The sequence below is a fragment of the Methylobacterium sp. Leaf100 genome (assembly GCF_001422845.1).
In the GTDB taxonomy this organism is placed as follows: Bacteria; Pseudomonadota; Alphaproteobacteria; order Rhizobiales; family Beijerinckiaceae; genus Methylobacterium.
This window is the reverse complement of sequence record NZ_LMMW01000012.1, coordinates 130,161-149,978: the sequence shown is the minus strand read 5'-3', so window position 1 is coordinate 149,978 and position 19,818 is coordinate 130,161. Positions and strand designations below refer to the sequence as shown.

The window sequence follows — 19,818 nt, the reverse complement described above, 5'->3', positions numbered from 1 at the left end:
CGGCGTCAGGCCGCGCTGGCGACACGGTGGAGATAGGCGTCGAGGGTGGCAACCTCGGACGGCCGGACGCGCAATCCGAGCTTCGAGCGTCGCCAGAGGATGTCCTCGGCGGTGCGCGCCCATTCGACCCGCACGAGGTAGTCGACTTCGGCCCGCGTCAGGTCGGCGCCGAAGACTTCGCCGAGGCCGGCTGGAGCGGTGGCGGTCCCGAGAATTTCCCTCGCGCGGGTCCCATAGGCCCCTGCCAGCCGCGCTGCATGCCCCGGGGCGAGCCAGGGCGCCGCGCCCCGAAGCCTTGCGACCAGGGTCGGCATCCCGTCGCGTGAGAAATCACCGCCCGGAAGCGTGCTTCCAGCTGTCCAGGGCGGCGCCAGGGCAGCGGGGAGGTGAGTCTTCAACCGGTCGAGGGCGTGCTCGGCGAGGCGCCGATAGGTGGTGATCTTTCCGCCGAACACCGACAGCAGTGGCGCTTCGCCATCCGGTGCATCGAGGTCGAGTCTGTAATCGCGCGTGGCCGCCTGGGCCGCGCCGGCCCCATCGTCGTGGAGCGGGCGCACCCCCGAGAAGCTCCGGACCACGTGCTCCGGTCGTACGGGTGCGCGAAACCACCGGCTCGCCGCATCGCAGAGATAGGCGATCTCCTCGGGGCCCGCCGCGACCTGGGCCGGGTCGCCGGCATAGTCGCGGTCGGTGGTGCCGATGAGGGTGAAATCCCCCTCGTAGGGTATCGCGAAGACGATGCGCCCATCGCCGTTCTGGAACAGGTAGGCGCGGTCATGGGTGAACAGGGCCGGTACCACGATATGGCTGCCCTGAACGAGGCGGATGGCGGCCCGCGTGTTGCGGCCGACGATCCCCGACAGCACGTCCGCGACCCAGGGGCCGGCGGCGTTGACGAGCACCCGGGCACGCACGACGGCGTTTCCTCCGGCCGCCCCCGTCTCGATCTCCCAGAGACCGTTCGTCCGGCGCGCCCGCATCACTTTCGTGCGGGTGTGGATCGCGGCACCGCGCTCGGCGGCATCCAGGGCATTCAGAACGACGAGCCGGGCATCGTCGACCCAGCAATCGGAATACTCGAATGCCCGCGACGGTCCGGCCCGCAGGGGCGATCCGGCGGGATCGCGGGCGAGGTCGAAGGCGCGGGTCGGGGGCAGGTCACGGCGGCCGCCGAGATGGTCGTACAGGAAGAGCCCGAGGCGCAGGAGCCAGGCCGGGCGCTGCTCTGCCGTCTGCGGCAGGACGAACCGCAAGGGGCGAATGATGTGCGGGGCCATGCCCCACAGAATCTCGCGCTCGATCAGCGCCTCGCGGACGAGCCGGAAGGCACCCTGTTCGAGGTAGCGCAAGCCGCCGTGGATGAGTTTCGTCGAGGCCGACGAGGTGGCGCCCGCGAGATCGCCCTGCTCGAAGAGTACGACGCGCGCGCCGCGCCCCGCTGCGTCCCGCGCGATACCGCAGCCATTCACCCCACCGCCGATGATGGCGAGATCGTAGGGATGGACGTCCTCCGTCACGAGACCTCCGGGCCGAAATCGCTTCCCCGGGCCGATGTCGCGCGCGACGGAGACCGATCCGCCATCATCCTTCCACGAGGTCGGCCCCGTCGTCCACCGTGACGGAAACGCCCGGTTTCAGGCGGCCAGGGGCAGGACCAACGGTTCGGCCTCGACGGTCGCGACGGCAGCGGCGGAGCGGGGGCCGAACAGCGCAGCGTAGAGAGCCGTCGGGTTGTGGCTCCGCCCACTCGCATCGACGATGCGGACATCCGACATGCCGGCCGTCAGGAGGGACAGCCCCTGCTCGAGGGCACTGACGATCGAACCGTGCTGGTAGGAGAGCGCGCGCAGCGAAATCCGCGCGTGGACGGTGAAGCTCACGGTTCAGATCCTATGATGGCCGCCGAGCCGGCACGGGGCCGGCCCCGATGCGGGGTGTGGAAAACGACGGGGAAGGGAGCGTTCGATATCGGCCCGTTCGATCCAGTGGATCGTTGCGGCGGCCAGCCGTGCATGTGACCGGCAATAATGTCCAAGTCTTGACGAAGTCCTTATGAAATCATGGTGCCCGCCCGTTGAACTTCACGAACCGCTGGATCTGTCAGGCGTGCCGCCTGGCCACACAGGGGGTCGCCGGTTCTGCAGGGGGGATAGGTCGATGCGCGGGGGGAAGGATTTTCCGCGCGCCTCAAACGTGCGCGGATAAGCACAACCGATCGGCCTTTGGCGTTGATCCGAAAGGAACTTTTGCCCCCATGCGGGCGTCATCGACCGCCGATCACAGCGGGAGATGCGGGTGACGACCGAACCGACGATCCGTGTTCTCGACGCCCCCCGGTGCCATCTCGGCGAGGGGCCGAGCTACGACCCGGCAACGGATACGGCCTGGTGGGTCGATATCCTGGACCGACGCCTGTTCGAAATGCCCCTTGGGGAGGGGGCCGGGCCCGTACGCGTCCACGACTTGCCGTTCATGGCCAGCTACATCGCCGCTATCGACGGAGCGCGCCACCTCCTGGCGGGTGAGGATGGTCTCTATGTCCGCACGCCCTTAGATGGCCGTCTGACGCGTCACTGCGCCCTTGAGGACGACGATCCGTCCACCCGTGCCAATGACGGCCGCGTGCACCCGAGCGGTGCCCTCTGGATCGGCACCATGGGACGCGACGCCGAGCGGGGGCGCGGCGCGATCTATCACGTCGCCGGCACCCGGGTGACGCGGCTGTATTCCGGGATCACGATCCCGAACGGTATCGCGTTCTCGCCCGATGGCCGGGTCGGATACTTCGTCGATACAATGGAGGGCGTGCTTCGGCGCGTCGCCGTCGATCCCGCCACCGGTATTCCGGTGGGGGAGCCGGACACCCATTACCACCACGGCGACGGCCCCGGTGGCATCGACGGGGCGGCGGTGGACGCGGACGGGGTGATCTGGACGGCGCGCTTCGGTGCTGCCTGCCTCGACGCCTACAGCCCGGCGGGAGACCGCATCCGCACGGTTCCGGTGCCGCCGCGCCAGCCGACCTGCCCGACCTTCGCCGGGCGCGACCTCGACCAGCTTTTGGTGACCTCGGCCTACGAGGGCCTGGACGAGGCGGAGCGTGCCGCAGACCCGGAGCACGGCCGGACGCTCCTCGTCGGCATCGGTGCACGCGGGCTGCTCGAACCGGCGTTCCGTCTCACCGCCTGACTGAACCGGTGTTCCGCATCCCACATTTCCACAGAGCGGGCGGCCGCCGAGCAGTGCCCCGCACAGGATCCCCATGACAGCGTTCGGCGACCGGCCCTACCAGCCCATCGAGGCCTATGCCCTCATCGGAAACTGCGAGGGCTGTGCCCTCGTCGCCCGCGATGGCGGTATCGACTGGGCCTGCCTCGAACGCTTCGACGCGGACCCGACCTTTTCGCGGCTCCTCGACCGGACGCGCGGCGGATACTTCACCCTTCAGCCAGCGGAGCGATTCGAGACGGCGCGGCAGTACGTGAGCCGCACCAACATCCTGGAAACGACATTTACCACCCCGAGCGGCCTCGTCACCGTGCACGACTTCATGGTTCCGAGGCAGGCCGGCGTGGACCGCCCCCGCCTCGTGCGCCTCGTCACCGGTGTGTCCGGCGCCGTCCCGATGGTGGCGCTCTACCGCCCCCTCGACGGATTCGCGGAGAGTTTCGCGGATCTGATGATTACGGACGGCCAGGTGACTGCCCCGGATCACCCCCATCTCGTGTCCGATGCGGCGTTCACCGTCGAGGACGGCATCGCGGTGGCCCGCTTCACCGTGGAGGGCGGCCAAGATGTCGGCTTCGCGCTCTATCTCCATGCAACCCCGGCTGCCCTGCCGAAGCTGCGCGACCTGCTGCAGGAGACACGTCGGGCCTGGTCGCTGTGGACGGAGGACGCGGCCTATCGTGGGCCGCTCGCCGATGAACTCATCCGCTCCGCCCTGGTCCTCAAGGCCCTGACCTACGAGCCCACCGGCGCCATCGTGGCGGCGGCCACGACCTCGCTGCCGGAAGAGATCGGCGGCATTCGCAACTGGGATTACCGCTTCTGCTGGATCCGCGACGCGTGCCTGTCGTTCTACGTCCTGAAGAAGTTCGGCATGATCGGAGAGGCGGAGGCGTTCTTCGGCTTCGTGGCCGATCTGGCCGACCGCAACACCGGCGCCCTCGCGCCGCTCTACAGCATCGCCGGCGAGGCGGATCTCACCGAGCGCACCATCACGCATTTCGAGGGCTGGCGCGGCAGTGCGCCCGTGCGCCATGGCAACGAGGCGGCCGAGCAGCACCAGAGCGACGCCTACGGTCAGGTGCTCGATCTCATCTATCTCTACGAGCGCCTCGGCGGCACCCTGAGCGGGTCGATGCGGGCGCACGGCGCGAAACTCGCCGACTTCTCGGCCGCGCATTGGAACGAGCCCGATGCCGGCCTGTGGGAGCCGCGCAAGCCGGAGCAACGCTACCTCCATGCCGCGATCATGAACTGGGTCGCCCTCGACCGGGCGATCCGTCTTTTCGGCGAGCGGCCGGACTGGTGTCGTGAGCGCGACCGGATCGTCGCCTGCGTCAACGGAAAGGCGGTTCACGCGGCGGGTTACTATCCGCAGTTCATCGGCAGCGACGATGTCGATGCCGCGCTCCTCATCGCCCCCATGGTGGGTTTTCCCGTGGACGAGGCGGTGTTCGCCCGCACCGTCGACGAAATCATCGCCCGCCTCGGGCACGATCATCTGGTGTACCGTTACAAGACCGACGACGGGCTGCCGGGGCATGAGGGCACGTTCGTGATCTGCGCGTTCTGGCTCGTCGACGCCCTGCTTTGGCTCGGGCGCGACGGCGAGGCCCGGACCCGCTTCGAGGCCCTGCGCGCCCTTCAGAACGATGTCGGGCTCTACGCCGAGGAGGTGGCGGAGGACGGGACGTTCCTCGGGAACTTCCCGCAGGCGTTCAGCCAACTCGCCTTCATTCACAGCGCGCTGATGCTCGACCTGTTCGACCATGGCGGCCGTGCGGCCCTGAAGGGCACCTACGCCGACCGCTCCTTGCGCGAGACCACGGCGCGGCGGGCACCGAGCTTGACCACGGCCTAACGCGGATCAGGTCCTGACGCCGATCAGGTCATGGCAGCGTGACGCTCGGCGGCTTGGTGTCCGGCGGGTGCGATCGTCGAGCGGGGCGCCTGCACGGTGGCGGTGCGCCGGTTCGCACGTGGCCCCTGGTAACGTCCGACCTTGCGGGCGCAGTGGGCGAACAGGGCGGCGAGCGCCAGCAGAACGCCGTCGAACCACAGGAAGAGCGCGGCATCGCCCGTCCCCGCGCGGAGAGGGTGCGCGGGCATGGTGGCGACGTCGATCACCGGCACCGCGAGGGTGAGCATCGCCAGCACCGCCATCGCCTCGACCCAAGCCCTTCGCTGCGGCCGGGCGAGGGGAAGCAGGATGGCGAGCGCCCAGGTGCCGAAGAAGGCGTAGACCTCCCAATCGGCCCGGCCGACCAACCCGACGGGCAGGAGACGGTTGGCGAGGAAGTAGGCGGCGATGCCCCCCGGCAGGCCCGCGACGGTGCCGATGTTGAGGGCCTGGACGAGACGCAAGCCGAGGAACGGCTGCGTGCCGGGCTTCGGCAGGCGCGCCACCGACCACAGGATCAGACCCGTCGCCACCATGGCGCTGCCCATGAGGCCGCAGACGAAGAATAGAATGCGCAGGGCCGTGCCGGCGAAATGCGCCTCGTGCAGGCCGACCATGGTGGTGAAGGTCTCGGCTGCTGGCTTGAGACCACCCTGCAGGACCTCCACGACGGCCCCCGTCGTGCCGTCGAAGGCGACCTGCGGATGCGCGTGCGACAGGCCGTGCGGCTCCTCGAACACCGCCACCACGGTGGCGTTGGCGTCCTTCGGGTTGATGACGGAGAGGCGTTCGAGGGGCTCGGAGACGAGTGCCGTCGCCCGGGTCACCATCGGTCCGACGGGTGCGAGCTGTCCGGGGCGCCCGGCGGCTGGGCGTTGCGCCGTGATCTGTCCGCTCTCGGCGTAGAAGGCCTGATTGTCGCCGCGATACGCGGTGGTCACGCCCCACGGCATGTACATCAGCGCGAGGGTGACGATGCCCGTGTAGGTGATCATGAGGTGGAACGGCAGGGCGAGCACGCCGGTGACGTTGTGGGCGTCGAGCCAGCCGCGCTGGGCCGACTTGTCCCGCCGCAGGGTGAAGAAATCCGCGAAGATCCGCCGATGGGTGACGATGCCGGACACGATGGCCACCAGCATGATCATCGCGCAGATGCCGACGATCCAGCGGCCCCAGAGGGGCGGCATGTGCAGTTCGAAGTGGAATCGGTAGAGGAAATCGCCGCCCTTGGTGTCCCGCATGAGGGCCGGGGCACCGGTCACCGGGTCGAGGACGGCATGGCCCGGTGGCGTGCCGGGCTTCGTGCGCCAGAACAGATCAAGGACGGGGCTCTCGGCCCGGGGCAGGCCGATGAACCAGGTCCGGGCGTTCGGCGCGTGCTCGGTCATGTAGGCGACGCCGATCTCGGCGGCCTTCGCCAAAGCGGCCGGATCGGTGGCCGCCGAAACATGCTGCAGTTCGGGCCGCATCCAGCGCGAGATGTCGGCCCGGTAGTAGCTCGCCGTGCCGGTCACGAAGACCGCCAGCAGCACCCAGCCGACGATGAGGCCGGCCCAGGTGTGCAGCCAGGCCATGGATTGGCGAAAGCCGTTCTTCATGTCCGGCTCCCTGAACCTTACCAGCGGTAGCGCAGGGTCGCGTAGACCGTGCGCGGCAGGCCGTAATAGCAGCTCGTGTAGCCGTTACACCCACTGACGTAGCGCTCGTCGAGGAGGTTGGTGGCGTTGACCTGCATGGAGAAGCCCTGGAGCGAGGGATCGAGATACTTCAGGTCGTAGAAGGCCGTCGCATCCACCAGCACGCTCTCGGGCACCTTGAAGGTGTTGGCGGCGTCGCCCCAGGACGGTCCGAGGTAGCGCACGCCGCCACCGATCTCGAGGCCGAGCATCGGTCCGTCGAGGAAGCGGTAGGTGGCCAGCAGCGAGGCGGTCTTGTCCGGCACCAGTACGGGACGGCGGCCTTCGAGGGCCACGTTCTGCTGGGTTAGGTCGTTCAGGGTCCTTCCGTCGTCACGCACGTTGACGGCGTCGAGAACCGAGAAGCCGCCGATGAGGCTGAGACCTTCGGCGAGGTTCGCCCGTGCCTCGAACTCGAAGCCCTGCACGCCGACCTGCCCGGTCTGCAGCACGAAGCCGGTGGGACGGCCGAGGGTCGTGTCGGCTGTGGTCCGGTTCGACTGGCGGATGTCGAAGGCCGCCGCGGTGAGCAGGATGTCGGTGCCGGGGGGCTGATACTTGATGCCGGCCTCGTACTGATCGCTCAGCTGGGGGTTGGGAATGCGTCCGACGGTGCCGAAGGCGGGGTCGAAGACTCGTCCCGAGACGATGGGCTCGAAGGCCTGGCTGTAGGACACGTACGGGGCGACGCCCGAATCGAACAGGTAGAGCAGGCTCGCGCGCCAGGTGAAGGCATCGGCCGGCGCATCCTGAAGGGTCAGGGTGCTGGTGTTGTTCGCCAGGTTGAAGGACCGGGTCGGACCGGTCTGGCTCGCGACATCGTAGCGTCCGCCCAACGTGAGGACGAGACGGTCGAACTTCGCTTGGTCCTGGAAGTAGACGCCGGTCTGCTGCGCATCGACACGCGATGCGGTGTTGAAGGCCGGGAACGCGATGTTCATCGCGTAGTCCGGCGCGAGGGCGTTGAGGCTCGGCGCCGTCGGGAACGGCGTCCCGAGGGTCCGGGTGCTGAAGGTACGGTGGTCGACGCCCACCAAGGCCGTATGGGCGATGAAGCCCGTGTCGAAGGTCATCACCGCGTTGGTGTCCATGGTGTAGGCTTCGGCATCGACCTGTGTGCCGATGACCGCGCGCGGCAGCAGCGGGCCGGACGCGAAGGGCCCGTTGAGTGGGCTGAAGGCGCTATAGACGCTGCGGTAGTCGCCCTGCGTGCGCAGGTACCGGCCGGCGGAGTGGAACCGGAGGTTCTCGTTCACGCGGTGGTCGAACAGGTACTCGATGGAGGCCTGGGTGCGGTCGGAGCGCTCGATGTTGCGGTCGCCGTCATAGAAGTTGACGGGGAGGCGACCGATGACGCCGCTGCCGAAGTTGCGCGGGAACACCGTGCCGACCGCCGGGAAGCCGCCGTAGAAGCCCGAGAACGGATCGCGCTGGTAGTTGCCGATGATGGTCAGCGAGGTGTCGGAGGACGGACGCCACGTCACGCTCGGGTTGATCAGCACACGCTCGACGCGTGTCGTGTCCACGGGGCCGTCGCCGTTCCAGCCGAAGCCGACGATGCGATAGGCGAACTGGTCGGCGAGACCGGGCACGTCGGAATGGATCGGGCCGCCGACATCGACGCCGCCGCGGACCTCGTTGAATCCCCCGCCCTGCACGAAGATCTCGCCGTGCTCCACGAAGCGCGGCACCTTCGAGACGAGGTTGACGATGCCGCCTGGACCCGACTGGCCGTAGAGCACCGAGGCCGGGCCCTTGATGACGTCGATGCGCTCCAAGCGGTAGGGATCGACACTGGCGTTGGCATCGCGCCCACCGAGCAGCGCCATGCCGTCGAGGAAGACCGGAGCGTTGAAGCCGCGAATGAGGAACTGTTCGAGGCGGGTCGAGCCGGCTCCGCCGCGTTGCTCCGTGGTGACGCCGGGCGTGTAGCGCAGCGCTTGGTTGATGGTCAGCGCGTTGGCGTCCTCGATCTGCTTGCGCCCGATCACCGAGACCGATTGCGCCGTCTCCAGGATCGGCGTGTCGGTCTTCGTGGCGACCACGCTGCGGGATGCGACGTAACCCGGCACGGCTCCGAGGGCGCCCCCCGGATCGGTTCCGGCGACGGCCGGCCCGCGGCCAACCCCCTCGACGGACAGGGTATCGAGCGTCACGGTCTGGGCAGCGGGCTGAGCAGAAGCCCCGCCGGCGGACAGGCCGCTCATGGCGACGCTCGAAAGCAACACCAGGACAATCAAGCGTTGACCGCTCGGTTGCATCCGCATCTCGCAAGACTTCGCAGGAACGTTATCCACGGGATTTCTGACTCGCACTGGAACTCGATGAACGCCTGCGCCGGATTGGAATAGTTCTACTTGAGGCATCGGCGCACTCTTTTCATTGGCCATGGCTGCCGAGCGCTGCAAGCGCTATGTTCTGGATCTATTCCAAATCCAAAATACAAAATCATGCCTCGTCCGGGCCTATGCCCTCCTCCATGCGCGGCCTCTGAATGGCGGCTGCGACGGGGGCGCCGGTTCTGCCGGCGCAACGTGCGTCCGCGCGATACCAGAGCGGATCCCGGTGCGGCGGCCTGCACCGAGTCGGCTCGATATGCCCGGGACCGGTACGGCGGTTTCGTGACTGGAACGAGCGTATTCGCCCAGAAAAAAAGCTCTCGCCCGCCTCAAGGCGGAGGTTTCCCTACATCGTCATCGGCTCGGTTTTCGGTGTCGCCGATGCATTTATGCATCGCCCAGGTGACGCCAGCGGTGGACAACTCTTGATTGGCCGAACGCGAAGTTCACCGGCAGGTGGTTTCGATCATATAACCATCCAACGTTGCGCGCCCCCACCGCGCCCCTGAATTTCACCGGTCGGTCTACCTGGCACGTCGATGCCGAGGGATGTCCTGACGACCGCGTTCAGAACGCCAGCTTCATCCCGCTGACGATGTTGCGTGGGGCACCGGCGAGGACAGAGCCGGGCGTGGCGGCGAGCACCGCGGCCGCGTTCTGCAGGCAGGTTCGGGGATCGACGCTGTTGGCGAGGTTCTGGGCCGAGGCCGCGTAGGTGCGGTCGAGGAGGTTGCGGGCTGCGAGATAGAGGATGACTCGCTTGGCATACGGGCCGGGCAGATCGACGGCGTAAGGCACGCCGGCGTTGAGGATCATGTCGCTGGGGGTCGTCAGCAGATCGGCGCTGTCGCGGAAGGCCCCGTCCTGGGCCACGGCCTCGACGAACGTTCCAAACCCATTGAATGGGCCACCGGCCTGCTCGTAGCCGAGCCGCGCCAGCCCGTAGTGGTTGTCCGGGGTCGGTGCCGACTTCGTAGCCGTCGATCTCGCGGCCCGTCCGGGTGCGCAGGGCGATGGCGCCGCCGGTGGAATAGTTGCCGAACAGCGCCGATTGCGACCCCCGGAACACGTCGATGCGTTCGGAGGTGCGGGGATCGACAGGGTCGAGGCGCGACACGCCATCGGGCTGGATCAGGGGAAAGCCGTCTTCCAGAGCGACGGTGTTGCGCATGACGCGTGCGGCGCGGGGGAGCTGCCGCGGATGTGCGCGGAATGGTGTCGCCGTTCATCAATCTCCACGGGTTGGTGCTGCCAGCGAGCGGGAACGCCCTGTTTCGGGATCTTCTACAATCTCTGGCGCGCACTGGTGCGACCACGGGAGACCGGACGGAGGCGACCGCCACCGCGACCTTAGACGCCCTGCTTGGCACGACCCTGGGAGTCAGTGCTGGAAACGTGAGCGGCATGCCGCTTTTTGATGCAGCAAAGCGCAGCCAGATGCCCGGCTCCATCGAAGCAAACCTCGCTCGCCTCGATCTCACCGCCGAGTTGATCGCGTTGCGGACGGGTGTGTCGCGCAGCGTGCTGTACCGTATGTTCGAGCCCCTCGGCGGCTTCGCGACTCGGGTGCGGCATCGCCGGCTCCACCCGATGCGCCGGGCCCTGTCCCGTGGGGACGACGTGCGTTCCATCCGGGAGGTCGCCTGGACCAGCGGCTTCACCAGTGCGAGCCACGCCAATCGCAGTTTCCGGGAGGCGTTCGGGATGACGCCGGGCGAGTTCCGCCTGTGCATCGTGGTCGCTGGTGCAGGTCCTGCCCGGGATGCTTCGCCGAAAGCGAGCTTCAAGCGCTGGTTCGTCGAGGTCCGCTAATCCGTCTCCGCGAAGGCGGACCGCATGTTTGGGATGTATCGCGATCAGAATGGACCGTTGAGGCAACGCCAATCGATTGCTGCGTTCCCGACCGATCCCTAGAAGAAGCCTCTCCACCGCTGGGCAGGCCTGTGCTTCTCGGCGTTCCGAGGAGTGTGTCCCGTGTATCGTCTCCAAATCAGATCCGCCGACGCGATGGTTTGGCGTGCCCCCCAGACCCTCGAAACCTCGCTCCTCGCCGACGCGATGCAACTGGCCGATCGGCTGGCCCGGGCCTGCCGCTGGACGGCGCCGCCGAGCCGCAATGCGCCGCGGACCTGGGTCGTCGAACTCACCGATGAGACCGGCGGCACCTTCTATCGCGCCCCGGTACTTCAGGCCTGAAGCCGCCAGTCCCGTTTCACTCATCGATCGTTGCCGGCCGGCGGATTGGTGCCATCGTCTCGCATAGGATGTTTCCGCCCATGGCTCGCCTCACGAAGACACTTCTCGTTCTCGGTCCCCTTCTGGTTCCGACCGTCGCGCAAGCGGATCCCTCGGCGATCCGCGAAGTTCTCAAGCGGTCCTGTACGGGGGATTACCTCGAGCATTGCGGCGACCACGCGCCGGGTGGTCCTGAGGTGGAGGCCTGCTTCCGGGAGAACATCAAGAAGCTCACGCCCGCCTGCGCTTCGGCGATCACGGCCTACAAGCGCGAGCAGAAGGTCAAGCGCGCGACGGAAGTGCATTGACACGGGCACCCGTCGCAGGCGCCGTCGCCTGACCGGAGAGTCCAGGGGTCGGTCCGGTGACCCGTTCCACCCCGTTCGGGCCGTGGGAGCGGTGGCATGACCCTTGATGACAGGTTGGTGCGCGCATGGATGCCGCCCCTCGCGGCGCTGCGACCGCGACAATCTGGAGACGAGTATGAAGCGTGAAGACCTCACCGAGAAGCTCCTCGACATCAAGCGCGAGAAGGGCTGGACCTGGAAGCATATTCAGGCCGAAATCGGTGGCATTTCGCCGATCCTGATCACTGCCGCGTGCATGGGGCAGATGAAGCTGCCGAAGGCACAGGCGGCGAAGGCGGCGGCCCTGTTCGGCCTCACCCAGGCCGAGGAGCGGATGCTCAACGAGGCACCGTATCGCGGCTCGATTCCGCAGATGCCCCCCACCGACCCCCTGATCTACCGCTTCTACGAACTGGTGATGGTTTACGGTACCACCTGGAAGGAGCTGATCCAGGAGGATTTCGGCGACGGCATCATGTCGGCCATCGACTTCAACATGACCATGGAGCGTGAGCCGAACAACAAGGGCGACCGGGTGAAGATGAATCTCTCGGGTAAGTTCCTGCCCTACAAATATTACGACAACGAGGACGGTGTGCCCGAGTACGGGTTCAAGGAAAGCTGAAATCGCGCACTCGATAGCGAGAGGCGGGGTCCGGGCGTTCGACCGGATGCACGCCTCCCGCAACCGCAGTCAGGCGGCGAGCCGGACCGGACCGCCTTCGATCAACCGTGCGATATCCTTGGCCGGTTGCGGCGGATGGAACAGGAAACCCTGTACATCGGTGCAGCCCGCCGCCCGCACGAAGGCCAACTGCTCCTCCGTCTCGACGCCCTCGGCGGTCACCCGGGCTCCGAGATCCACCGCCAGCGCCACGATCGCGCGCGTGATGGCGACGGTCCGTGGATTCGACATGCCGACCACGAAAGACCGGTCGATCTTGATGGTGTCGAAACTGAAGTTGTGCAGGTAGCTCAGGCTCGAATACCCGGTTCCAAAGTCGTCGAGGGCGATGCGGACCCCGAGTTTGCGCAGGCGCCGCATGGTCCTGCTCACCGTTTCGGTCTTCTGCATCAGGATCGTCTCGGTGATCTCGAGTTCGAGGCGGTGCGGTGGCAGGCCCGAGGCCGCGAGGGCGTGCAGGACCGTCTCTTCCATGCTGATCTGCTGGAATTGCAGCGCCGAGACGTTGACCGCGACCCGCACGTGGTCGGGCCACGCGGCCGCCTCCCGGCAGGCTTCCTTCAGGACCCAGGCGCCGAGGGAGATGATGAGGCCGCTCTCCTCGGCCAGCGGAATGAACTCGCTCGGCGCGAGTTCGCCCCTGCGGGGATGGCGCCACCGCATCAGGGCCTCGAACCCCGCGATGGTACCCGTCGCCAGGTCTACGATGGGCTGGTAGTTCAGCAGGAAGCCACCCCGCTTCATCGCGCCCTTCATCTCCGCCTTGAGGGGACCCGGCTGCGTCGACGCCGGATCGGCCGCCGGATCGTGGAAGCGGTGGGTGTTCCGCCCGGCGGCTTTCGCCTGATACAGGGCCATATCCGAGCGCTTGAACAGCGCCACGGCATCGAGGGCGCCCCCACTTTCGAGGGCGATGCCGATGCTGGCCCCGACGCTCATGCTGTGGCCGTTGAAGCCGATGGGGCGGTTGATCGCCTCGATGATGCGCCTTGCGAGGATGCTTGCATCGTCCCGCGTCTCGATCCGGCCCAGGATGATGGCGAATTCATCGCCGCCGAGGCGGGCCACCGTGTCGGTTTCGCGCACGACGGCGAGGAGGCGCGCGGCGATGATCTGCAGCAGGTGGTCTCCGGCGGGATGACCGAGGGTGTCGTTCACGAGCTTGAACCGATCGAGGTCGCAGGTGAGGACGGCGACCCGGGTGCCGTGCTGCGCCGCGTAACGGGTCTCCTCCGCCAGACGTTCCCAGAACAGGGTTCGGTTGGGCAGGTCCGTCAGGGGATCGTGCAGGGCGAGATGGGCGATGCGCCGTTCATCGGCCTTGCGCTCGGTGATGTCGCGTAGGGAGGTCACGTATCCGGCCGGTGCGCCCGTCATGGGATCGCGCGCGAGGCTCTGCGACACGTCCATGAACACCCACGTCCCGTCCTTGCGCCGGTAGCGCTGGCAGGTGGAGGCATGCTCCACCCGGCCGCTGGTGAGGTCGTCGAGGACGCGGCTGAAGTTCCCCGCATCGTCGGGATGAACGAAGTCGAGGGGTTTCGTGCCCAGCATTTCCTCGGGCGTGTAACCGAGTACCGTCCGGATGGAGGGCGAGACGTACAGACGCGTGGTATCGAGCCCCGACCACAGGATCACATCCGTGGTGGTCTCGGCCAGGAGCCGGAAGCGTTGCTCGCTATCCCGCAAGGCGCTCTCCGCCTTGAGGCGCCTGGCCGCGTCCGCCTCACCGTCGACCCGAGCCTCGTGAAGGCGCAGGTGTGCTTCGACGATGAGGGCCAGGTCCCTGAGTTGGCGCGCGTGTCGCTCGGTGAAATCCGGCCTCGGCGTACAGTCCATGATGCAGAAGGTGCCGAGGTTGAACCCGGAACCCAGGGCGAGCGGCACGCCGGCATAGAAGCGGGCATTGGGTGGCCCGGCCACGAGCGGACTTTCGGCGGATCGGGGATCTCCCGTGAGATCGTGAATGATCAGCGGTGAACCGGCTTGATTCTGGATCGTCAGATCGCAGAACGCACCCTCTCGGTCGATGCCCTCCCCGTCGACACCCCACTTGGCCTTGAACCAGACGCGCGTCTCATCGACGAGGAGCACCAGGACCATGGGCACGTCGAACATGTCGGAGGCGATGCGGCACACGGCGTCGAGATGCGGCTCGGGCGTGGACCCGAGGATGCGCAGGCGATGCAGGGCGTCCAACCGTTCCTGCTCGTGGGTGGGATGCACCATGGACATCGCGCTCCTGTCTTGCGTGTCTTGCAACCAGGACGCAGCCTGAGTGCGAACTTCTAGCTTCGATCGAACCTGATCGATGTTAGTGCGAAGTTATGGAAGAGAAACTCGCCTTTCAGTTGATCTGCGACTATGGTTTGAAAGTGCTTAAGATCGTGAGGCTACAAGCATCGGGGCGGTCGTCGCGTACCCCCGATGGCAGGCCGAGCGGTCGTGGTTAAGTGCCTGATCGATCTCGATCATCGCGTGGTCCGGAGGGGCACCAGAAACACGGCTGGTTGGCTCTGGCAACATCCAAGCCTTCCGTTGAAGAATGTTCGGGGATGTGGATAGCGATTCATCTGGCGATACATGTCGCCTCAGTAGCATTCGCCAGATGTACTATTTCAAGCTTTCTCGTACGCCACGAAAGGGCGCGAATCCGATGCGGATGTTGCTGCGGAGCACGGGACGTTCGACGGCTCTTGCATCGGGCAGGCGGCGCATTTGCAACGGAGGGGTGAGAACGACGCGCCTTGTGCGCCCGTCCAGGGCATTGGCCGCTCCGTCCAATCCATTATAATTTTACACCTTTTCGAAATATCGCAAAAAAATAAACTCAACCGCTGGCGCCGTTTGCCATACCCTCCAAATCATGGCTGTTTCCCGAGCCAAATTTCAAGTTATTTGTCTTGATCTTAGCATCAGGTCATCCTGAACCAAGTTTATCTTGAGGATTGATTGCTACCTAAGTATTTTGAAGTTTACTCCAGACCGAGTGGCATGCTGGCCTTCGGGCTTATTTGCCTGTAGGAGTGCCGGTCATACCTGGGCGGGCGAAGTCCGTGCACATCGAATGGCCGGTGGGCTTGGTATTCAGCGTCGACCAAGTCTCCATACACGCAAAGCTTGCATTATCTGGAGCGAGGATGTAGCAAAGACAATAATGGTGAGTTTGCGGCAAAAAGTTCGATCGGTGAATTTAACCTATGATCGGGTATCTGCTGGCGAACACCTTAATGTGAAACCCGGGTTGGATTGGCGCTTCGCTGTTTCTCCCTTACAGCTCGCCGCGGATCAGAGTTCCAGGCATGTGCGAGGCTTGGAGAACGTGATGAATGGGTTTCTGGTAACTGGACGGCGTTCGTGAAGCCAGTGACAAAGACCAAGATCGAGCAAGACGTTATGGCTGAACCGAACAAAGAGTTTGCCGCAGGTGAGATTGGTCACCGCATCAAATCCTTGCGGCGTTCGGCTGGCCTGAGCCAAGCCAATCTCGGTAACGCGCTCGGCGTGACGTTCCAGCAGGTCCAGAAGTACGAAAGCGGTCGTAGCCGGATCGCGGCCGATAAGCTTCACCAGATCGCTCAGACGATGGGTGTCGATATCAGCTACTTTTACGATGGAAAGCCCGAGAACAGCGCAGCCGAGCGGGGCGCTTTGGCTTCTCCCGTGAGCTCGAGCGCCAATGCAGAGGATAAGATCTTCAGGGATTCGTTCGAGAAGATCCGGGATCCGCGCGCACGCTATCTCCTGTCCGAGCTTGCCCGCGTGATTTGCGAGATCGAAGCCGGACGGTAGCGTACTGAGGCCGGTCCGGCCCGCCGCGAAGTCACGGACGCGTGCGCTGGGGCGAGCGTGGTCCGCTTCACCCTCCCGTCTTGCGAGTCCCCCTCCGTTTCTCAGAACCGACAGCGAGCCCCTCGGTTGCCCAAGGGGCGAAGCGGCGCGGTACTGAGCCGAACCCCCGGGCTCGCCTCAGTACCATGACCGGACGAAAGCCACGGTTCAGCGTTCCCGCCAAGCCTTGGCGACCTGATCCCCCAACGGCTTGAGGAGATACGAGAGGACCGAGCGCTCGCCGGTTTGGATGTAGGCTTCCACCGGCATGCCTGGTACGAGGCGCACCTTGCCCAGGCGCTCACGCTGTGCCTCGGGCACGCGGATCCGGGTGGTGTAGTAGCTGACCCCGGTTTTCACGTCCTGGCTCACATCCGCCGAGATGCGGGTCACGAGACCGTCGATCTCGGGTGTGACCCGCTGGTTGAAGGCGGGAAACCGCAGCACGGCCTCCTGATCGAGATGGACGTTGTCGATCTCCTGCGGCTGGATCCGCACCTCGACGGCGAGGCTGTCGGCATCGGGCACGATCAGCATCGCGGGTTCGCTCGGGACCACCAGGCCGCCGACGGTGTGCACTGTCATCTGATGCACCACGCCGTCCTGCGGCGCGCGCAGGTCGGTGCGTTTGAGCTGGTCCAGGGCCGCGACGCGCTTCTCCGCCAGCTCGGACCAGCGCCCGCGAATGTCGGCGAGTTCCTTGCCGACTTCGCCGCGCATGTCCTGATCGATCTGCAGGATCTGCAGCTCCGTCTCGGAGATCTTGCCCCGTGCCTGAGCCTGCGCGGCGATGAGCTGACCGCGCTCGCCCTTGAGACGGGCAGCATCCCGTTCCAGGGCCGTCACCCGCGAGAGGGCGACGAGGTTCTTCGCCCGTAACTCATGGACGCCTACGAGTTCGTCACCGATGAGGGTGATCTCCTGCGCCTTGGCGGCGGCCTGTTCGGTCAAGCCGCCGATCTCCTGCCGGATCTGGAGGACCCGCTGCTCCAGCTGAGCCTTCTGGCCCTCGCGCCCCGACCGCCGCGTCTCGAACAGGCGAACCTCGCCGTCGATGAGCTGGGCGACGGCGGCGTCCGCGGATCGGCGGGCGACGAGTTCGTCGGGAAACCGGATGTGCGGGGTCCCGTCCCGTTCGGCCTCGTTCCGGGCCCGGCGGGCGCTCAGCTCGTCCATGGCCTTGAGGACGATGTCGAGGTTGGCCCGAATCTGGGTCTCGTCGAGGGTGATGAGGATGTCGCCGGCGGTGACCCGGGATCCGTCGCGGACTCGGATCGTACCGACCACGCCGCCGGTCGGATGCTGGACCTTCTTCACGTCGCTCTCGACCACGAGTTGGCCCGACGCCATGACGGCTCCGTGGATGGGGGTGAAGGTGGCCCATCCGCCGACACCGAAGACCAGCACGGAGATCACAGCGGAAACGCTGAGAAGGTGGACGCCGATGGATCGATCCGCGTCGAACGGCCGGGCACCGGCCCCGCTGGGAGACGGAACCACTGGAGTGGGGATTGTGGGATTGGGGATCGCGGAGGTCATGCGCGTGCCTTGAGGTTCGCTTGCGGGGCGGGGTCGGCCTGGACCGCGGGGGGGCGTTTCGATGCGCGGACGCTCGGCACGGCCGTCGGGCGCATCAGCTGCTTCATGATCTCGTCCTTGGGGCCGAAGGCTCGCGCCCGGCCCTCTTCCATGACGAGGAGGAGATCGACGGCCGCGAGGGCGCTCGGCCGGTGGGCGACGACGACGACGATGCCGCCGCGCTGCCGCACGCTGAGCATGGCGCGGGTGAGAGCGAGCTCACCCGGCTCGTCGAGGTTGGCATTGGGTTCGTCGAGGACCACGAGGAACGGATTGCCGTAGAGCGCGCGCGCCAGCCCGATCCGCTGGCGCTGGCCGGCAGAGAGGTTCGCGCCGCTCGGTCCGATCTGGGTCTCGTAGCCCTCCGGCATCCGCAGGATGAGATCGTGCACGTCGGCCGTGCGGGCGGCGGCGATCACCGCCTCCGCATCGGGGGAGGGGGACAGCCGGGCGATGTTCGACGCGATGGTTCCGGCAAAGAGCTCGGCGTCCTGCGGGAGGTAGCCGATATGACGGCCGAGGCTGTCCGCGTGCCACTGATCTAGGGTGGCGCTGTCGAGGCGGATCGAACCGCGGGCCGGGGTCCAGACGCCCACCAGCGCACGCGCGAGGGTGGATTTGCCCGATGCGCTCGGGCCGATGATCCCGACGCCCTGACCGGCCTTCAGTCCGAAGCTCATGTCGGAAACCACCACCCGTTGGGTGCCGGGCGGCACGAGACAGGCCTGCTCCACGGTCAAGGCCTCGCGCGGGGCGGGAAGTTCGAGGGTGCCGGCCTCCGGGGCGAACCGGGTCAGGATCTCGTTGAGTCGGGCCCATCCCTGTTGGGCGGCGACGAATCCCTTCCAATGGGCGATGGCGATCTCCGCCGGGGCCAGGGCCCGGGAGACGAGGATCGACGATGCGATGATGATGCCGCCCGTGGCCTGGCCCTGGATCACCAGATAAGCGCCGAGCGCCAGGACCCCGGACTGCAGGATCATGCGAAACACCTTCGAGGCGGTGCCCAGCGCCCCGGCGATGTCCGAGACGCGGCGCTGTCGGCTGAGGTAGGATCTGCTCTCCTCGCTCCAGATCCGTGCGAGGTTCCGTTGCATGCCCATGGCGTGCAGCACCTCCGCATTGTGGCGCCCCGCATCCGAGAGTTCGTTGCGGCGTGCGCCGTGCCGGGTGGCCTCGCGCTGCGGCTGCCGGGTCAGCCGGTCCGTCAGCAGGGTTAGCACCGCCAGGATCACAGCACCGGCGAAAGCCGCGAGCCCGATGAGCGGATGGAACAGGAAGCAGATCGCGAGGTAGACCGGCAGCCAGGGCAGATCGAAGAACGCCGTCGGTCCGAGGCCCGAGAGGAAATTGCGGATCTGGTCGAGATCCCGCAGCGGCAGCAACCCGTCGCCACCGGTCGGCGACTTGAGCGGGTAGCGCACGACCGCGTCGAACACGCGGGGCGCGACCGCCTCGTCGAGGGAGCATCCGATCCGGGCGAGCACCCGTCCGCGGATGAGCTCGATAATCCCCTGGAACAGGAACAGGGCGAGGGCGAGGGCGCCGAGGCCGATGAGCGTCGGAATGGAACGAGCCGGTATCACACGGTCGTAGACCTCCAGCATGAAGAACGACCCCGTCAGGTACAGGACATTGACGACACCGCTCATGACCGCGACGCCGAGGAAGGCACGTCGGCAGCGCAGGAGCGCTCGCCTCAACTCGGATGTTTGATCCGCTCGCATGCCAGATCGCCTCTCGATGGTGATGATGCGGGAGTATGGCGAATGCATTCGCCTCTATATCGTTAATTTGAGCGAATTCGGTTGTGCTAATTCGCCTAGAGCAGGGATGCGCACAACCATGACGAACGGGCGACTGTTAAGACATTCCTAAAATGCCGACCCGTGAACCGGAAAATCCGAACACAATCGGCAGTTAAAATCCGATCTTTACCGTTCATTCACAATAATTGGGACGAGTAGCGTACAGATCGGCAAAATCAGGAAAAATAATG

Annotated in this window: 15 protein-coding genes and 1 pseudogene; 7 read left to right on the top strand and 9 right to left on the bottom strand. The window is 66.3% G+C overall.

Annotated features, from left to right (window positions below):
* Nucleotides 1–5 precede the first annotated feature (5 nt).
* Entirely contained in the window at nucleotides 6–1,517 is a 1,512-nt protein-coding gene (locus tag ASF25_RS08745) for a glycerol-3-phosphate dehydrogenase (protein ID WP_056304368.1), read from the bottom strand.
* Between the two features lie 117 nt (nucleotides 1,518–1,634).
* Complete coding sequence (locus ASF25_RS08740) at nucleotides 1,635–1,880, bottom strand: hypothetical protein (protein WP_056267709.1); 246 nt, start codon at nucleotides 1,878–1,880, stop codon at nucleotides 1,635–1,637.
* Nucleotides 1,881–2,295: 415 nt separating this feature from the next.
* On the opposite strand from ASF25_RS08740, the gene ASF25_RS08735 reads away from it, so the two are divergent.
* Nucleotides 2,296–3,189, top strand: coding sequence for an SMP-30/gluconolactonase/LRE family protein (locus tag ASF25_RS08735; protein ID WP_244472955.1), 894 nt, complete (start codon nucleotides 2,296–2,298; stop codon nucleotides 3,187–3,189).
* Nucleotides 3,190–3,262: 73 nt separating this feature from the next.
* Nucleotides 3,263–5,089: a glycoside hydrolase family 15 protein gene (locus tag ASF25_RS08730; RefSeq protein WP_056304366.1), complete on the top strand. Its 1,827-nt coding sequence runs from the start codon at nucleotides 3,263–3,265 to the stop codon at nucleotides 5,087–5,089.
* A 23-nt stretch (nucleotides 5,090–5,112) separates the two neighbouring features.
* Here the strand turns inward: ASF25_RS08730 and ASF25_RS08725 are convergent, their stop codons facing one another.
* The 4 genes and pseudogenes from ASF25_RS08725 to ASF25_RS23550 form a co-directional block, all read right to left on the bottom strand.
* Complete coding sequence (locus ASF25_RS08725; RefSeq protein ID WP_056304365.1) at nucleotides 5,113–6,726, bottom strand: PepSY-associated TM helix domain-containing protein; 1,614 nt, start codon at nucleotides 6,724–6,726, stop codon at nucleotides 5,113–5,115.
* Between the two features lie 17 nt (nucleotides 6,727–6,743).
* Complete coding sequence (locus ASF25_RS08720; protein ID WP_056304364.1) at nucleotides 6,744–9,071, bottom strand: TonB-dependent siderophore receptor; 2,328 nt, start codon at nucleotides 9,069–9,071, stop codon at nucleotides 6,744–6,746.
* Nucleotides 9,072–9,710: 639 nt separating this feature from the next.
* Nucleotides 9,711–10,016 carry a hypothetical protein gene (locus ASF25_RS22640; RefSeq protein WP_056304363.1) on the bottom strand — a complete coding sequence of 102 codons (306 nt, stop codon included), beginning with the start codon at nucleotides 10,014–10,016 and terminating at the stop codon, nucleotides 9,711–9,713.
* A gap of 154 nt (nucleotides 10,017–10,170) precedes the next feature.
* Nucleotides 10,171–10,314: pseudogene (locus ASF25_RS23550) on the bottom strand (TonB-dependent receptor plug domain-containing protein); the annotation flags it as partial.
* A gap of 41 nt (nucleotides 10,315–10,355) precedes the next feature.
* On the opposite strand from ASF25_RS23550, the gene ASF25_RS08710 reads away from it, so the two are divergent.
* The 4 genes from ASF25_RS08710 (at nucleotide 10,356) to cynS (ending at nucleotide 12,350) form a co-directional block, all read left to right on the top strand.
* Nucleotides 10,356–10,955, top strand: a complete 600-nt coding sequence (locus ASF25_RS08710) for a helix-turn-helix transcriptional regulator (RefSeq protein WP_056304362.1) — start codon at nucleotides 10,356–10,358, stop codon at nucleotides 10,953–10,955.
* Nucleotides 10,956–11,150: 195 nt separating this feature from the next.
* On the top strand, nucleotides 11,151–11,339 hold the full coding sequence (locus tag ASF25_RS08705; RefSeq protein ID WP_056304361.1) for a hypothetical protein: 189 nt from the start codon (nucleotides 11,151–11,153) through the stop codon (nucleotides 11,337–11,339).
* 80 nt (nucleotides 11,340–11,419) lie between these two features.
* Nucleotides 11,420–11,686, top strand: coding sequence for a hypothetical protein (locus tag ASF25_RS08700; protein WP_056175897.1), 267 nt, complete (start codon nucleotides 11,420–11,422; stop codon nucleotides 11,684–11,686).
* A gap of 175 nt (nucleotides 11,687–11,861) precedes the next feature.
* On the top strand, nucleotides 11,862–12,350 hold the full coding sequence (gene cynS, locus ASF25_RS08695; RefSeq protein ID WP_056175899.1) for a cyanase: 489 nt from the start codon (nucleotides 11,862–11,864) through the stop codon (nucleotides 12,348–12,350).
* Nucleotides 12,351–12,419: 69 nt separating this feature from the next.
* Here cynS and ASF25_RS08690 read toward each other — a convergent pair whose 3' ends face one another.
* Nucleotides 12,420–14,639, bottom strand: a complete 2,220-nt coding sequence (locus ASF25_RS08690; RefSeq protein WP_162239256.1) for an EAL domain-containing protein — start codon at nucleotides 14,637–14,639, stop codon at nucleotides 12,420–12,422.
* A gap of 1,128 nt (nucleotides 14,640–15,767) precedes the next feature.
* Here ASF25_RS08690 and ASF25_RS08685 point away from each other — a divergent pair.
* Nucleotides 15,768–16,202 carry a helix-turn-helix transcriptional regulator gene (locus tag ASF25_RS08685; protein WP_156368916.1) on the top strand — a complete coding sequence of 145 codons (435 nt, stop codon included), beginning with the start codon at nucleotides 15,768–15,770 and terminating at the stop codon, nucleotides 16,200–16,202.
* Nucleotides 16,203–16,409: 207 nt separating this feature from the next.
* On the opposite strand, the gene ASF25_RS08680 is transcribed toward ASF25_RS08685, so the two are convergent.
* Together ASF25_RS08680 and ASF25_RS08675 are read right to left on the bottom strand one after the other, a co-directional pair.
* Entirely contained in the window at nucleotides 16,410–17,780 is a 1,371-nt protein-coding gene (locus ASF25_RS08680; RefSeq protein WP_082502551.1) for an HlyD family type I secretion periplasmic adaptor subunit, read from the bottom strand.
* On the bottom strand, nucleotides 17,777–19,546 hold the full coding sequence (locus ASF25_RS08675) for a type I secretion system permease/ATPase (protein ID WP_056304576.1): 1,770 nt from the start codon (nucleotides 19,544–19,546) through the stop codon (nucleotides 17,777–17,779). The genes ASF25_RS08680 and ASF25_RS08675 overlap by 4 nt, the downstream gene beginning before the upstream one ends.
* Nucleotides 19,547–19,818 lie beyond the last annotated feature (272 nt).

Excerpts from the sequence above, each read along its gene's own strand:
- ASF25_RS08730 (WP_056304366.1), top strand. The coding sequence starts at position 3,263 with ATGACAGCGTTCGGCGACCGGCCCTACCAGCCCATCGAGGCCTATGCC.
- ASF25_RS08725 (WP_056304365.1), bottom strand. The coding sequence starts at position 6,726 with ATGAAGAACGGCTTTCGCCAATCCATGGCCTGGCTGCACACCTGGGCC.
- ASF25_RS08720 (WP_056304364.1), bottom strand. The coding sequence starts at position 9,071 with ATGCGGATGCAACCGAGCGGTCAACGCTTGATTGTCCTGGTGTTGCTT.
- ASF25_RS08710 (WP_056304362.1), top strand. The coding sequence starts at position 10,356 with ATGGTGTCGCCGTTCATCAATCTCCACGGGTTGGTGCTGCCAGCGAGC.
- ASF25_RS08705 (WP_056304361.1), top strand. The coding sequence starts at position 11,151 with ATGGTTTGGCGTGCCCCCCAGACCCTCGAAACCTCGCTCCTCGCCGAC.
- ASF25_RS08700 (WP_056175897.1), top strand. The coding sequence starts at position 11,420 with ATGGCTCGCCTCACGAAGACACTTCTCGTTCTCGGTCCCCTTCTGGTT.
- cynS (WP_056175899.1), top strand. The coding sequence starts at position 11,862 with ATGAAGCGTGAAGACCTCACCGAGAAGCTCCTCGACATCAAGCGCGAG.
- ASF25_RS08690 (WP_162239256.1), bottom strand. The coding sequence starts at position 14,639 with ATGGTGCATCCCACCCACGAGCAGGAACGGTTGGACGCCCTGCATCGC.
- ASF25_RS08680 (WP_082502551.1), bottom strand. The coding sequence starts at position 17,780 with ATGACCTCCGCGATCCCCAATCCCACAATCCCCACTCCAGTGGTTCCG.
- ASF25_RS08675 (WP_056304576.1), bottom strand. The coding sequence starts at position 19,546 with ATGCGAGCGGATCAAACATCCGAGTTGAGGCGAGCGCTCCTGCGCTGC.